The sequence below is a fragment of the Microbaculum marinisediminis genome (assembly GCF_025397915.1).
GTDB classification, from domain to species: Bacteria; Pseudomonadota; Alphaproteobacteria; order Rhizobiales; family Tepidamorphaceae; genus Microbaculum; species Microbaculum marinisediminis.
Genome location: NZ_JALIDZ010000011.1, coordinates 55,171 through 70,575 on the forward strand (window position 1 = coordinate 55,171; position 15,405 = coordinate 70,575).

Below are 15,405 nucleotides of genomic sequence, written 5' to 3' on the forward strand. Positions count from 1 at the left end.
GGCGATACAATCAAACATGACTAAGCGTCAGCTTTCATTAAACACCGCGCCGCCCAACATGCCTTCCACCGTCAGTGCGACGGACAGGAGCTGCTCGTCCTTGCCGCCGGGCGCTGCCAGCGTCAAGCCGGTGGGAGCGGTTTCCGGTTCATGCATGGGCAACGAGATCGCGCAACCGTTCGACAGGTTTATCGTGGTCGAGTTGCGCAGGATGAGAAGGTTCGTTGCGTTGAAGACCTCGGTGTCCGCCTCGAGCGGCGCAAGCTCGGGGGCGATGACGGGCGTGGTGGGAAAGGCCAGCACGTCGACCGAATTCAGGTCATCCTCGAACCCGTGGATGAGCGATTGGCGCGCCGCCAGGAGATCCAGGTAGTCGGCCGCGCTCTGGTCCCGCCCCTTCAAGATCCTCTCGCGCACACGCGGATCATACTCGGCAGCGTGATCGTCGAGGATGCGTCGATGACGGGCATAGGCCTCCGCGGCGACGAAACCGCCCATCGTACCGAGATCTGCAATCCGCTTCCAGGACCGCATTGGCATGTCGAATGCGCAGGCCCCGGCCACGGTCAGACGGGCTAGCGTCCTGTCGAAATCCGCAGCCACCTTCGCGTCCATATCATCGAGCACGATCGTCTGTGGCACGCCGATACGAAGCCCGCGCACGGTCCCGAGATACGGGTCTGCGGCCGGGCTGCCGGCCATGATTGCATCCAGCGCGGCCACCGACGGGACGTCGCCCGCGATCGAACCGATGCTGTCCAACGTCGTCGAAAGCGGAAAGACCCCGTGCCGGCTAACGCGCGCCGCCGTCGGCTTGTACCCGACCAGTCCGCACAGCGCCGCGGGAATGCGGCAGGAGCCTCCGGTATCCGAGCCGATGCCGCCGAAGGCCATGCCATCGCTGACCGATACGGCCGCCCCGGACGAAGAACCGCCCGGAATACGGCCCGTCCCTCTATCGAAGGGATTGAGCGGCGTTCCGTAGTGGGGATTGAGGCCGAGTCCGGAATAGGCGAACTCGGTCATGTTGGTGCGCCCAACGATGATGAATCCCGCCGCCTTCAGCCGATCGATCGCCGGGGCATCTGCCTGGGCGGGCGGTTGCCCGGCCAGCACCACGGACCCGGCCCGTGTGGTCCGGCCTGCCTCGTCGAACAGATCCTTGATCGAGATCGGCACGCCAAGGAACCGGGACGGCACAACGCCTGCGCGCCGCATCCTGTCGGCGACCCGGGCCTGTTCCAGAGCCTGCTCGGCATAGAGGTCCGTGAAGACACGCCCCCCCTCGCCGCCGGCATCCCGGGCGCACTCGAGACAGGAAACCACCAGCGCTTCGCTGGTGATCTCATTCGCTGCGAGCCGGGCGGCAGCATCGACAAGGCTGTTCGACAGGTCGGTCATTTAGGCTGGATCGAAGTAGTGGATTTCCAGCAGCATGCAGCCGCCCTCGGACTTGAACGGACCGTGCGGGGCGTGCGGAGGCCGGCAGGCGTAGGTGTTGGGCGCAAAGCTCTCGCCACCGTTTCCGGAGGCATCGTTCCCGACGATCAGATCCCCCGAGATGAGATACACCTCTTCCCAGTAATCATGCTCGAACGGCGCCGTCGTATAGACCCCGGCATCGAAACGAAGAAGCCGTGTGCGGCTGCCGCGCATGTTGTCTTCATCCAGCGCCCCGGCGATGATCTTCTGCTTTATACCTTCCGGATAGCCGGGAGGCACTTCCCACCCCGACGCCAGATCCAGGGCGTGGAACTCGAGGTGTTCCTTGTTGATCGCCATTCTTTTTCTCCTTCCGCTGAGGACTAGCTGGCCAGCCAGCGCGCAGTGTAACCATGGGTAATCCGGCGGTCGCGTGCCGGGTCGAAAATTTCCATTCGGAATTCGCGAGCGGGGCGGATGCCGCCGAGCACCGGGATCGTCCCGCCGAACATCAATGTGCCCGGGGTCATCCGGCCGCCGAGCCCTTCGTAGGCGCGAACCGTGTCCTCCGGATGCAGAAGACTGGCGATCGACCCTTCCTGATAGAGGCTCTCCCCGTCACCCTCACGGATCCACGACCTCAGGATCAGATCGTCCCAGGTCTCGCGAATTTCCGAGTAACGCCAAAGCTCGGGAGCGATCGGCTTGGGGCACACTTGCTTTGACACGCCGACCGAGTAGGCCTCGACCTCACGGTCGGTGTGATCGGATCCGATGCCGACCCACCAGGCATCGTCGGTGTCGACATAGATGAAGTACTCAACCTCGCCGCTGCTGGCGCTGCCAAGACAATCGACGGCCGCACCGACAGTGACGAGTTCCGCCCCGACCGGATAGAAGCATGGAACGGAGGGGGGCGGCGTGACGCCGAGTTCGGCCAACTCGTCGATATGCGCTTGAACGGCCTCGGCATCCCGTCCTGCCCAACCGGCAATCACGACATTTTCGACGGCCACCTTCCGCTGTTCGGTGCGGTCGATGGTGGAAAGCACGAATTCGATCTGAGGCATGAGGCAACGTTTCCAATGGGTATTTCGAATGGGATACGGCACACTTCGAGTAGGCCAGCCCGGGCCATTAATGCAAGTGTGAAATTTTAGATCAACATCATGAATCACACATAGCCACGCCTTCTATCTTCATTTTTATAACGCAATATCAAATGGTTGAATAGAATCTCAAATGCCTTCTCAAGAAGGGAAACCGAGAAATCGCAATACGAAACCCTTGACTTGGGAATTCTGAAATTTCAGTGTCCGTTCAGATTGCAGCTGCTCCGGCCCTGCGATCGCCGGGCAAGGATGGAAGAAGAGTCGGAATGAAGAAAGAAGCCTGCGTAACAGCGATGTGCCAAGCGGCTCTGGTGGACGAGGAAGCCCTGTTCGCCGCCTTGCGCGAGACCGAGCCGGTACCCTTGGCACTCGTGCACGCGACCTTGACCGGTGACAGCCATCTGATCGATCGGGTCGCCCCGCATGTCGCGGGCGGGTGGAGCTTCGAACAGTCCGTACCCGAGGACATCGCTCAGGACGTCGTCGTGGCACTGGTCGATACGATCCGGGCCATCGCAGACGGGAGCCTGCGTCCGCAGACACGGCTTGACCCACAACGCTTCGCGCGATTGCTCGGTGGCGGTATCGGCTGCGAACTGCCCGACGGCTATGCCGAGATGATGCTCGAGGAAATGCACCTCGCGCAGCACGACGAGCGCACCGCGGACCTGGCTGTCTTCAAACCGGACTTTGTCCCCGGAAGGCCCGAAGTCGTAATCGTGGGCGCGGGACTGTCCGGCATCTGTCTCGGCATCAAGCTGCACGAGCAGGGCGTGCCATTCACCATCTATGAAAAGAACATGGATGTCGGCGGCACCTGGCTCGAAAACCACTACCCCGGTGCCGGAGTGGATATTCCAAGCCACTTCTACAGCTTCTCATTCGCACGAAAGCCGGATTGGACGCACCATTTCGCGAAGCAGGACGAGATCCTCGCCTATCTGCGCGACTGCGCCACAAAGTACGGCATCGTCGAGCACATCCGGTTCGGTCACGAAGTTGAAAGCGCATCTTGGGACGAGAGCGCGTCAGTGTGGCGGGTTCGGGTTCGCGACGAAGACGGCCAGAAGACCGATACGTGTTCCCGCTTCCTTGTAAGCGCGGTCGGGCAGCTGAACCGCCCTTCCATCCCGGACATCGAAGGACTCGATACCTTCAAGGGCGTCGCTTTCCATACCGCCCGCTGGCCGAGCGACCTCGATCTCGACGGCAAGCGTTGCGCGCTCGTGGGGACCGGTGCAAGCGCGGTGCAGGTCGGCCCGGCTATCGCCGATCGGGTCGCCAGCCTCACCGTATTCCAGCGCTCGCCGAACTGGGTCGCGCCGAACGCCAACTATCACAAGCGCATGCGCGAGGGCGAGAAATGGGCGCTCGCGAACATTCCTTTCCTGATCCATTGGTACAGGTGGCTCCTGTTCTGGGCCTCCGGCGACACCCTTCACGATTCGCTTCAGAAAGACCCCGACTGGCCCCACAAGGATCGCTCGTTGAACGCCGACAACGAGGCGATGCGCGAGCGCCTTCTGGCGCACATCCAATCCGAACTGGGCGGACGCCAGGACCTGATTGACAAGGCGACCCCGAACTACCCGCCCTATGGAAAGCGAATGCTGCGCGACACCTACTGGTATCGCATGCTCCGGCGCGAGAATGTCGAGCTGGTCGACAGCGGTGTGACCGCCGCGGACGAGACCGGGCTGATAGACGGCGCGGGCAAGCATCACGACATCGACGTCTGCATCTTCTCGACCGGCTTCAAGGCGACGGAGATGCTGGCCCCCATGCGGATAGAGGGTGCCGCCGGCCGGGACATCCATCAGCTTTGGGGCCCCGACGACAGCCGCGCCTATCTGGGTGTGCATGTACCCGGATTCCCGAACTTCTTCGTCATGTACGGGCCCAACACCAACCTGGCGCATGGCGGCAGCCTGTTCTTCCATGCCGAATGTCAGACCCGGCACATCATGCAGGTCATGCGCGAGCTATATGCCCGCAAAGCGGACCGGGTGACCGTGCGCCAGGACACGTTCGATGCGTACAACGCCAAGGTGGACGCCGCACACGGCCGCATGGTCTGGACCCATGAGGGCATGAGCAACTGGTACAGGAACTCGCGCGGCCGGGTCGTGACCAATTCCCCATGGAAGCTGGTCGACTACTGGCGGCTCACCCACACCCTCGATCCCTCCGAATTCGAATGGGCCGCGAGCCCTCCGAAGCGTTCCTAACCTCCAAGAGCAAGGTAGACCACGATGCATGACGTGAAACGACAGATACCCGGTAGCCGATGGAAGGTGCTGTTTGGCTCGGCGCTTGTTCTCGGAGCCATGGCATCGGGCAGTGCAATGGCACAGAGCCCTGACGTCACGATCCGTTTGGGTCACGTGGCCCCGGAAGAGAACATCTACCACTACGCCGCGACCCACTTCGCCGAACGCGTTGCCGAGTACACCGACGGGACCGTGGCCATCGAGGTATACCCCGGCGCCCAGCTCGGCGGCGACCGGGACCTGCTCGAGGGCGTCCAGCTCGGAACCCTGGAGGGCGGCTACATCAGCCTCGCGATCTTCGAGAGCATGACTCCGGTTCTGACCGGCTTCCAGATGCCCTTCCTGATCGACAGTTACGATACGGCCTATAAGGCCGACACCAGCGAGGTCGCTGCCGATGCGCTGGCAACGCTCGAGGATTACGGCATCAAGGGACTTGCCATTGTCGAGAACGGCATGCGCGTCCCGGGCAACACCGTGCGCCCTATCCGGAAGCCGTCAGATTTCGAGGGCATCGACTTCCGGGCGCCGGAAGCCGGCCTCCAGCTGCGCATGTTCGAGTTGCTCGGAGCCAACGTCATTCCGATGCCTTTCCCGGAGATCTACACCGCCCTTCAGACCGGTGTGCTCGAGGGGCAGGACCAATTCCTGCAGACCTGGGTGGGCACCAAGGCCTACGAAATCGTCGACTACATGTCGCTGACGCAGATGTACACCTGGCCCACGGTCATCACGATTAATCTGGCCGTATTCGAAAGCCTGACCAAAGAGCAGCAGGCCGCGCTCGAAAGAGCGGCAAGGGAGACGCAGACCTTCGCCTACGAGAAGCTGCCGGATCTCGACAAAAAGGCGATCGGCGTCATCGAAGAGGCCGGCATCGAGGTTGAGCGGGATATCGATCTTGCGCCCTTCATGGAGACCTTGTCGGTGCTCTATGACGAGTACGCCGAGAAGGATCCGCTGGTTGCCCGGACAATCGAGACGATCCGGGACCTGCGCGGCGAATAGGTTCGATTCGGGCCCGGCGACAATCGCGTCGCCGGGTCTTTCGCTCCGGGTGAAACGGTTATGTTCAGAACGTTCGCGCTAGTCTGCCACCGGGCCGCTCAAGGCGCCGTCATCGCGATCCTCGGCGCCATTCTTGTCATCGTAGTGATCCAGATCGTCCTCAGGTACGGCTTTGGCGCCTCGCTGACCTGGTCCGAGGAAGTCGTTCGCTACCTGCTCATCTGGCTGACATTCGTTGGCGCGTCCGTGGCCGTTCGGGAAGGAAGCCTGGTCGGGCTGGATCTTCTGCCGCGCTTCGCCGAGCGCATCGGACTCGGCCCCGCGTTGAACATCCTGGTCAGTCTTCTCGGACTGTGCTTCGTGCTCGCCACGGCCTACTACGGCTTTCAGCTCGCATCATCGCCTGCGATCCAGCGCCAGAGCTTTTCGACGCTTCCGCTCCCCATGACGCTTGTCTATGGGGCGATCCCCCTGAGTGCGGGGCTGATGGCGGTACAGCTTGTCGACGTGATCGTGGACCAGGTCCGGCGCGGAAGGGACACCTGATGGGGTTTTCTGCTTTCCTCCTACTGTTCTTCGCGCTGATCGGCCTTGGCGTTCCCATCGCATTCGTCCTGGGGCTGTCAAGTTTCGCCTACATCCTGATTGAAGGGCAGACGTCGTTGCTCCTAGCAACCGGCCAGCGGATGGTGCAGGGCGTGAACAACTTCTCGCTCCTGGCGGTCCCCTTCTTCCTGCTGGCCGGCGAGTTGATGAACCGCGGCGGCATCACTTGGCGCCTGATCGAATTCGCCCAGTCGATCCTGGGGCATTTCCACGGCGGACTTGCGTACGTCAATATCGTCGTGTCCGGCTTCCTCTCCTCCATCATCGGATCGGCAAACGCCGTCGCGGCCATCACCAGCGCCTCGATCGTGCCCGAGATGGCGCGCAAGGGTTACAATCTCAATGCCGCCTCCGCGGTCAGCGCAGCTGCCGCAACCATGGGACCGATCGTTCCGCCCAGCCTTATCCTCATTCTCTATGGTGTCGCGGCGAACACATCGATCGGTGCCCTCTTCCTGGCCGGCATCATCCCCGGCCTTCTGCTGGGCGCCGGGTTCTTTGTCGCCGCCTACTTCGTATCGCGCCGTGATGCCGGCATCCAAAGGACGCCCCGCGTCACGACAAAACAGGCCCTGCGCGCGACCCTCGTGGCGCTTCCGCCCCTGTCCATTCCTCTTGTCATCCTGGGCGGCATCATATCCGGCGTGTTCACCCCCACGGAGGCCGGCGCGATCGCCTGCGTGCTGGCGATCGGTCTTGGCGGCTTTTTCTACCGGGAACTCGCCTGGCGCGACCTGCCGGGGATCGTCCTGCGGGCGGGGATCGTCACTGCCGGCGTCCTGTTCATCGCGGCGACCGCTGCGCTTTTCGGCTGGATCATGGCGATCGAGCGCATCCCCGCGATTGTCGCGGCCTGGATGACGGGACTATCCAGCGATCCCAACATCATCCTGCTGATGATCATGGCGAGCCTCCTGGTGATCGGATTGTTTCTGGAACCGCTGGCCGCGATCCTTATTACCGTGCCGGTCCTGCTGCCGGTCGCGACCCAATTGGGCATCCACCCGGTGCACTTCGGCATGATGATGTCGGTCAACCTTGTCATCGGCCTGATCACGCCGCCCGTCGGCCTGGTGCTGTTTATCGTTACCGGCATCACGCGCGTGTCTGTCGTGGCGCTCTCTCGCGCCCTGCTGCCGTACTATCTCGGTGCGCTGGTCGTCCTGTTTCTGGTCACCTTCGTACCTCAGCTGTCCCTGTTCCTTCCCGACCTCTTCAAGTAACGAGGCTTCCTTTTATGGACACCGTTGAACTGAATGACGTTCGCCTTGCCTATCGTCTCGATGGTCCGTCGGACGCGCCCGTGGTTGTGTTCTGCAACTCCTTGAGCACCACGCATCGGTCGTGGGACCTGCAGGTCGATGCGCTCGGCGACGCGTTCCGCATTCTGCGCTTCGATACGCGCGGCCACGGCGAAAGCAGCGTCCCGTCCGGGCCCTACACGACCGCGGACATGGCCGCCGACCTGAAGGGGCTCCTGGACCAGCTGGACATTTCGCGGCCGGTGCATGTGGTTGGCCTGTCGCTGGGCGGCATGGTTGCCATGGACTTCGCCGCGCGCTGGCCCTCCCGCGTCGCCTCTCTCGTCCTGTGCGCTACGGCCGCCTCCATGGCCGGCGCGGAAGCCCTGTGGAACCGACGGATCGAGGCGACGCGGGAGGGCGGAACGATCTCGTTCGCCGCGGAAACGCTCGCCCGGTGGTTCACGGACGATTTTGCGACGGCGCAGCCGGATCTGTACGAGCAGATTCGCGGTCAGATCGCGGCCACCCCGGATGACGGCTATATCGCCGCGGTTGCAGCCGTGCGGGACGTCAGTCTGGCCGATGCCGCACGCACGATCGAAGTCCCCACGTTCCTTATCGCCGCCGACGATGACCCGGCCACGCCGGCGGCCGGCGTGGAGGAGCTCGGAAAATCCATTCCCGGCGCCAGGGGCTTTCGCGTTATCGGGCCAGCCCGGCATCTCTTGAACGTCGAGCAGCCGGCAGCCTTCAACAAGGCCCTGCGCAATTGGCTGACGACCTTGCCGACCAGCGAGTGAGCCGATCGATCCGGCCATAGATTTCTTGTCATTAATGTCACTAATAACGAGGGGACCGCGCTTGCGGTCCCCTCGTTTGTAGTGGGCTCCAGGTTTTCCGGACGCCTTCGGTTTTCGTCTCCGGCTGTCTTGTTCGAACGGCAAGGCTCGTTTGAACGCTTCGAGCCAGCGTGTCACATCTCGCCAGCCCGCTTCCGATAAGGCGCCGGTCAGAACTCCTTTGTTGATCAGCGCTGCCCGGTTTCCCGCGCAACGCTTCGCCAAATATCGCGGCGAAGCAACAAGTACACGGCACAAGGCTTTTCCGGCGACATTGTCTTATGCCGGTGGAAGTCGTCTTCCTTCAGCGGTGTTGGTGTTAATGTAACGGCACCGGAAAACCCAAGGACGTGTCGTCATGCCCATGCCTGAGCAAAGCCGTAAGGACGGTGTCCGCGTCACCACCTATGCCGGCCCCGGCGCGGAACCGGAGATGCATATCGTACCGTGGCCGAAGGTGCCGCCAAAAGGCGCGCTCATCCGCATCGGGGCCTGTGGCGTCTGCGGCACCGACCAGCACATTCTCAAGGGCCACTGGCCGAAGCCGCTGCCGTGGCCGTTCACGCTCGGGCACGAACTTGCCGGCGAGATCGTCGAGATCGGTTCGGAACTCACCAAGGATCACATGGGCAATCCGATTGGTGTCGGCTCGCGCCTGATGCTGCCGCCGCTCATGCCGTGTGGCTTCTGCGATTGGTGCAAACGCTATCCCGAGCAGTCCAACAAGTGCCTGACTCCGGTCTACTACGGCCGCTACCTCGGTTTCGACAAGCCGCCGCATCTGTGGGGCGGCTGGGCGGAATACGTCTATGTGGACCTCGGTGAACTGCCGGGCACGAAGATCTACAAGCTGCCCGACGATATGAGCTATCTGCTGGGCTCGCTTTCCGAGCCGCTGACGTCCTGTATCCGTGGCTTCAACCGCGCCATCCGGGCGGGAGCCTTCACGTGGGGAGACACCGTCGTCATCCAGGGCACCGGCCCGATCGGCATCCTCGCCATCGCCGCCGCGCAGGAAATGGGCGCCCGCCGTGTTATCGCCGTCGGCGCGCCCGAGAACCCGCGCCTTGCGCTCGCGCGGGAGTTCGGCGCCGAGGCAACCGTCGACATCACCGAATACAAGACCCCCGAGGACCGCATCGAGGTTGTACGCGACATCGTCGGCGGCTACGGCGCCGATCTGGTGATGGACTGCTCCGGCCATCCGACCGCCGGCCCGGAAGGGATCGAGTTCCTGCGCGACGGCGGTTGCTATGTAGAGATGGGGCAGTTCACCGATGCCGGGAGCATCGAAACCAACTGGCACCGCATCTGCACCAAGGATATCACGCTGCTCGGTTCATGGGCGTTCACCGCCAACGATCTTGCCCTCGGCGTGCGGATGCTCGACAAGGCGCGCGACAAGTACCCTTGGCGAAAGATGCAGACGCTGTATCCGTTCTCCCTTGACGGCGTGAAGCAAGCCGTCGCCGACGCAATGGCCATGAAGACCGTCAAGAGCACCATCGTACCGAACGAGGATATGGTTCGGGGAGAGTAGGCCGGTCCGGCGCGTCGACCTGTCGCCGCACATGGACTGCGTTGGGATAACGGCACTGGGTTCGTCTAGCGGGTGGACGTTCGCATAGGAGTGTTTACCCGCCGGGCAGCCATCGAATCGAAGCCCTCACGAATCTCGCTTCAAATGGAAATCCGTGCTTTCACGGAAAACGACCCGCGACTCCAGGCGGAGATGGGTAATCTTCTTGTTCTTTTCGATGCAATTCACGATCTTCATCGCTGCCGCCTCTCCCATTTCTTGAGCGGGAACATGCACGGTGCTTAGCGTTGGATAGACTGACTGCGCTATAGGCAGATCATCAAAACCAATGATCGACAGATCGTGGGGAACGCGGACGCCCTGCCTCGTGGCGGCAAACAATGCGCCGAGAGCCAGAATGTCGTTGGCGCAGAACAGCGCCGTGGGACGCGGCTCGCGCTGGAGAAGCACCTCGGCGGCACGCTCGCCCTCCCGAAACTCGAATAGGCGCTCCTGAACGTAGTCGGGATTGAACGGAAGGCCGTGGCGATCGAGCGTCCGCCTGTACGCTTTCAGCCGCTGGTCGGCACGGTCGTTGATCGCCGTAATGCCGCATACGATCGCAATGTTCCGGTGCCCCCGTTCTATCAGCGCCTCGACCGCGAGCTCGGCGGCCGCCTCGTTGTCAAACGACACAGCGGGAATATCGGGGTCGGGACTCGTCGACCACGTCACGACGAACGGGATTCGGTAGTGGCGCAGAAGCTCGTACAACTCCGCATCCCTGCGGAATCCCGTCAGGATGACGCCCTCCACGCGGCTTTCCACCAGCTTAATGAGGATGTCGCGTTCCAGGGCGGTGTCATAGTTGCTGTTGGCGATCAGCAGCTTGCGGCCCTCCGCTTGCAGGCGGGCCTGGATCGCGACGGTGAAGGCTGCGTATATCGAGTTCGCGATGGTCGGGACGATCAGGCCGATGAGACCTGTTTTTCCTGAAGAGAAGCTCGTCGCAAGCGTGTCGGGGACGTAGCGGTGCTGCGCGACCAGGGCGAGGATCCGCTCCCTCGTGTGGAGTGCAACCGTCTCGGGCTTTTTCAGCGCACGACTGACCGTGGCAACCGACACTCCCGCTTCCGCCGCTATACTTCGGAGCGTGGCAGGTTCTTTCAAGCGCGATACCTGTAATCAATCCACGTTGCTATCGGACATTCGTTGCCTCTTGACAAGCCAGGACCTCCCTGTCAAGTTTTTTGAATGTAACCGGTTACATCGTATGTATCCGTGGGGTTTCTGCTTGTCAGGCCGCCTTTCGGTACCGTGCGAGGAGGGAATTCTTAGTGAAGTATCTGAAGCGTGCCGAGCCTCAATCGCGGCAGAACAACGACGATCTGGTCCAGCACGTCCGCAAAATGCTGGTCGATATCGAGTCGAACCGGGATGCTGCGGTACGGCACTACGCTGAAACGTACGACCGCTGGCAGGGCGGGGAATTTCTGGTTTCCGGCGACGAGATCGAGGCCGTTCGGAAATCCCTCAGTCCCGTCTTCAAGGACGACTTCGCCTTCGCCAAGAAACAGGTCGTGGATTTCGCCAAGCGGCAGCGCGACACACTGGCCGAATTCGAGGACGAGTTTGGCGACGGGATCGTTCTCGGCCAGAAGATCATTCCGGTTGAGAATGCCGGGTGCTACATACCGGGCGGCAAGTACCCGTTGATTTCCGCGGCAATCATGAGCGTTGCGACCGCCAAGGCGGCAGGGGTGGATTATGTTCTTGGCGCTGCCCCTCCACGCGACGGAAAGTCGATCTATCCGCACACGCTTTATGCGCTCGCCGAGTCGGGAGCAGACGAGATCTACGCAATCGGCGGGGTCCAGGCGTTTGCGTCCATGGCGTATGGCTGCGTCGGCATGCGCCCGGTCGACATCATCACCGGCCCCGGCAACGCCTATGTGGCGGAGGCCAAGCGGCAGCTGTTCGGAATGGTCGGCATAGATCTTCCGGCAGGCCCCACTGAAATCCTGGTCATTGCCGACGACAGCGCCGATCCCGCGCTGGTCGCAGCCGATCTGCTCGGTCAGGCGGAACACGGCCCCGACAGCCCGGCGTGGCTGATCACCCAATCGACGTCATTCGGCGAGGCGGTTGCTGCCGAGATCGAGACGCAATTGGTGACGCTACCCACAAGGCAGGTGGCCCGCGCGTCTTGGGATCGGTGGGGCGAGATCATGGTCGTGGACAGCGACGACGAAGCGATCGCCGTGTCGGACCGCTACGCGCCGGAACACCTGGAGGTTCAGACCGCCCGCAACGACTATTACCTCGCGAACCTACGCAACTATGGAAGTCTGTTCCTCGGCGAAGAGAGCACCGTGGCCTACGGAGACAAGGGTGTCGGGACGAACCACACCCTGCCGACGGGGCGTGCCGCCCGCTATACGGGAGGGCTCTGGGTCGGAAAGTTCCTCAAGACGGTGACGTACCAGCGGCTGACGCCTGCCGCCAGCCGGCAGATCGCGCCGGCGATGGGGCGCCTCTGCCGGGCCGAGGGAATGCTTGCACACGAGATAACGGCGGATGTCCGCGCCGAGCGCTACGCAGAGGGTCAGACCGCCGGGGCAGATGAATGAGCAGCGCTCCCATCCGACCTTGGAGCGTGACGCCGGAGGCGGCCATCGCGGCGGTCACCAAAATTCACTCGGGCAGCGGCAAGCTCGAAGTGGTGTCCAAGGTGCTGGTCGAGTCGCTCCAGGACGTGGCCACGCTCTACACGCCCGGCGTCGCGACGCTGGTGAGGGAAGTCCAGAAAGACCCCGCCCGGGTGGACGAGTTGACCAACCGCGGCAATACCATCGCCGTCGTGACCGACGGCACCGCCGTGCTCGGCTTCGGCAGGACGGGACCCTTGCCCGCCGTTCCGGTGATGGAAGGCAAGGCGATCATGTTCAAGCTGCTTGCCGGTCTCGACGCGGTGCCGCTCTGTCTTGACGTGAACGACCCCGACCGGCTTGTCGACCACATTGCCGCTCTGGAGCCGTCCTTCGCCGGCTTCAACCTTGAGGACATTTCCACGCCCCACTGCTTCTCGACCGTTTCCGAACTCGAGCGGCGCCTTTCCGTCCCCGTCTTCCACGACGACCAGTACGGCACGGCGACCGTCATCGTCGCCGGGGTGATGAACGCCCTCAAGCATGTCGGCAAGAAACCCGGCGACGTCAGGGTCGTCATCAATGGAGCGGGCGCGGCGGGAACCGCCGCCACCAATCTGATCCTCGCCTTCGGCGTCGGCGATGTCGTGTGCTGCGATCGCCACGGCATCCTGGCGGCGGGACGAGAGCAGCCCAGCCCGCACATGACGGCACTTGCCGCGCGCACGAACCGGGAGCGCCTAAGCGGGCAACTCGCGGACGCGGTTCGCGGGGCCGATATCTTCATCGGGCTGAGCACCGGTGGCATTCTCACCGAGAGCCACGTCCAGTCGATGGCGCGCGATCCCATCGTCTTCGCCTGCGCCAATCCCGAACCGGAGATCATGCCTGATCTGGCCCTTCACGCCGGCGCGGCCGTTGCGGGTAGCGGGCGGTTCGACTTTCCGAACCAGTGCAACAACGTGCTGGCCTTTCCCGGAATCATGCGCGGCGCGATCGAGACCCGCACCGTCCGCATCAGCGAGGGTATCTGCCTGGCCGCGGCTCGCGCCATCGCGGGCCACGTGCCCGATGCGGCGCTTCGCTTCGACAACGTCCTGCCCACGCCCCTCGATCCCGCCCTCTGTCCCGTCGTGGCCGAGGCGGTGGCTGCCGAAGCAATCAAGGAGGGACTTGCACAACGAAGTCCGGCACCCGGCACGGTCGCAAATATCGTTCGCGAGTTGAGCGTCATAACTGGCAAACAACAGCGCTTTCTCGCGGAACTTGCGGCGGATCTCGGGTCGTCGCGATGACTTTCTAGGGGAAACGCAAAGGAGATGACGATGGATGACGACAAGCGCTTCAAGGGCCTGAATCTCCCCATACGCAGACGTAGTTTTCTGGCGGGCGCGGGCCTGTTGATGGGAGGAGGACTGAGCATCCCGCAAGCCTTCGCTCAGCAGTCAGACAAGACCGGCACGGTGCGCGTCTGGGGCGAGCCCGGCCCCTATGCCGGGGTCGCGGTGCAGGGGATGAACGAATGGGCGCAGAAATTTGCGCCGGGACTTACCTTCGAGATCGAGACGATCCCGTGGGACGGCGTCTACGTCAAGCTGATGACCGACCTGGCGGCGCGCCGCCCGCCCGGCATCATCAGCGTGGAATCGCCGATTGCCATGCAGCTCATGGCAGAAGGCCTGCTGACCCCCCTGGACGACGTGGTCGACCAGGTCGGTCGCGACCGGCTCGTCAAAGGGGCGGAGTGGAACTATTGGGGCAACTGGAAGGGCGAACAGTTCATCCTGCCGGCGCACCATCAGCCCCATCTTCTGCTGGTGCGGATGGACATCATCGAGGAGCTCGGCCTCGGCGACCCCGACACCTGGGATTGGAACGACCTACTGAACGCGGCCAAGGTAATTACCGAGAAGAAGCCCGGGATGTCCGGCTTCTGCATGGCGCTGGGTCGCAACCTGTGCACGGACTACCACTTTGCCGCCCTGCTGCATGCGGCGGGCGGACGGATGTTCGATCCCCAGAACAAGTACGAGGTCGTGTTCGACAGCCCGGAAACCGTCGAGGCGTTGACGTTTGTGCAGGAGCTTCTGCCCTACATGCCCAAGGGGGCGCCCGAGTACAGCTTCCTTCAGGTGGTGGACTCGCACGTCACCGGAAACACGGCGATGAGCTTCTATTGGGGCCGCACGCTGGGCCGCGCGGCCGAGGAGGCGAAGGACGTTTTCGACGCCACCGAAGCGTTCAACCACGCCCGGCATCCGAAAACCGGCCGGCGGTCGAACTGGAACGACTACCAGGGCTGGTGCGTGCCTGCGCAGAACAATCCCTACGTGGAGGAAGCGAAGGCCGCGCTCGCCTACTACCAGACGAACAAGGAATGGCTTGTCCGCTACTGCCACTCGTTGATGCCGAACGTGGCACCGACCTACCAGGACGTGCTGGATTCGGACGAACTGAAGAACCATCCGATCTATGAGGCCAAGCCCAGGACGGTCGAGACCTACTTCAGAGGCTCGCTCGAACATTCGAGCAGCACCGCCAACGAGCATATGGCGGGCAGCAACCCGTTTGCCGGCTTCGTCCACGGCAACTCGATCCTGGCGCAGACGGTGCAGAAGGTTGTCATCAACGGCATGTCGCCTGCGGACGCAGCCAAGTGGGGCGCGGGCGAGCTGGAAAGCATCCGGCGGGAAAACATCCGCCTAATCGACTGATCCAAACTGCCGGGCGGCCTGCC

The 15,405-nt window shown here is 62.9% G+C and carries 13 protein-coding genes; 9 read left to right on the top strand and 4 right to left on the bottom strand.

Features of this window, described 5'->3' with window-relative positions; all coding sequences use genetic code 11:
* Positions 1-27 precede the first annotated feature (27 nt).
* The 3 genes from MUB46_RS20380 to MUB46_RS20390 are packed head-to-tail and all read right to left on the bottom strand — an operon-like array spanning position 28 to position 2,492.
* A complete protein-coding gene (locus MUB46_RS20380) occupies positions 28-1,401 on the bottom strand; it encodes an amidase (RefSeq protein ID WP_261617811.1) in 1,374 nt (457 codons plus the stop codon).
* Positions 1,402-1,782, bottom strand: coding sequence for a cupin domain-containing protein (locus MUB46_RS20385; RefSeq protein ID WP_261617812.1), 381 nt, complete (start codon positions 1,780-1,782; stop codon positions 1,402-1,404).
* Between the two features lie 23 nt (positions 1,783-1,805).
* Positions 1,806-2,492, bottom strand: coding sequence for a DUF2848 domain-containing protein (locus MUB46_RS20390; protein ID WP_261617813.1), 687 nt, complete (start codon positions 2,490-2,492; stop codon positions 1,806-1,808).
* A gap of 308 nt (positions 2,493-2,800) precedes the next feature.
* Between MUB46_RS20390 and MUB46_RS20395 the strand changes: the two genes are divergently transcribed.
* The 6 genes from MUB46_RS20395 to MUB46_RS20420 all read left to right on the top strand — a co-directional run bounded on the left by MUB46_RS20395 (position 2,801) and on the right by MUB46_RS20420 (position 10,041).
* Entirely contained in the window at positions 2,801-4,762 is a 1,962-nt protein-coding gene (locus tag MUB46_RS20395; RefSeq protein WP_261617814.1) for an NAD(P)/FAD-dependent oxidoreductase, read from the top strand.
* A gap of 117 nt (positions 4,763-4,879) precedes the next feature.
* Positions 4,880-5,812, top strand: a complete 933-nt coding sequence (locus tag MUB46_RS20400; RefSeq protein ID WP_261617815.1) for a TRAP transporter substrate-binding protein — start codon at positions 4,880-4,882, stop codon at positions 5,810-5,812.
* A gap of 60 nt (positions 5,813-5,872) precedes the next feature.
* Entirely contained in the window at positions 5,873-6,358 is a 486-nt protein-coding gene (locus MUB46_RS20405; protein WP_261617816.1) for a TRAP transporter small permease, read from the top strand.
* Positions 6,358-7,641, top strand: a complete 1,284-nt coding sequence (locus MUB46_RS20410; protein ID WP_261617817.1) for a TRAP transporter large permease — start codon at positions 6,358-6,360, stop codon at positions 7,639-7,641. Before MUB46_RS20405 ends, MUB46_RS20410 begins: the two co-directional genes overlap by 1 nt.
* A gap of 14 nt (positions 7,642-7,655) precedes the next feature.
* Positions 7,656-8,462 carry a 3-oxoadipate enol-lactonase gene (pcaD, locus tag MUB46_RS20415; protein ID WP_261617818.1) on the top strand — a complete coding sequence of 269 codons (807 nt, stop codon included), beginning with the start codon at positions 7,656-7,658 and terminating at the stop codon, positions 8,460-8,462.
* A 397-nt stretch (positions 8,463-8,859) separates the two neighbouring features.
* On the top strand, positions 8,860-10,041 hold the full coding sequence (locus MUB46_RS20420; RefSeq protein ID WP_261617819.1) for a zinc-binding dehydrogenase: 1,182 nt from the start codon (positions 8,860-8,862) through the stop codon (positions 10,039-10,041).
* Between the two features lie 126 nt (positions 10,042-10,167).
* Here MUB46_RS20420 and MUB46_RS20425 read toward each other — a convergent pair whose 3' ends face one another.
* Entirely contained in the window at positions 10,168-11,190 is a 1,023-nt protein-coding gene (locus MUB46_RS20425; protein ID WP_261617820.1) for a LacI family DNA-binding transcriptional regulator, read from the bottom strand.
* Positions 11,191-11,357: 167 nt separating this feature from the next.
* Between MUB46_RS20425 and hisD the strand changes: the two genes are divergently transcribed.
* Genes hisD through MUB46_RS20440 form a run of 3 tightly spaced genes read left to right on the top strand, consistent with a single transcriptional unit; the run spans position 11,358 to position 15,382 of the window.
* Positions 11,358-12,650: a histidinol dehydrogenase gene (gene hisD / locus MUB46_RS20430; protein ID WP_261617821.1), complete on the top strand. Its 1,293-nt coding sequence runs from the start codon at positions 11,358-11,360 to the stop codon at positions 12,648-12,650.
* Complete coding sequence (locus MUB46_RS20435) at positions 12,647-13,963, top strand: NAD(P)-dependent malic enzyme (protein WP_261617822.1); 1,317 nt, start codon at positions 12,647-12,649, stop codon at positions 13,961-13,963. The genes hisD and MUB46_RS20435 overlap by 4 nt, the downstream gene beginning before the upstream one ends.
* A gap of 30 nt (positions 13,964-13,993) precedes the next feature.
* Positions 13,994-15,382: an ABC transporter substrate-binding protein gene (locus tag MUB46_RS20440; protein ID WP_261617823.1), complete on the top strand. Its 1,389-nt coding sequence runs from the start codon at positions 13,994-13,996 to the stop codon at positions 15,380-15,382.
* Positions 15,383-15,405 lie beyond the last annotated feature (23 nt).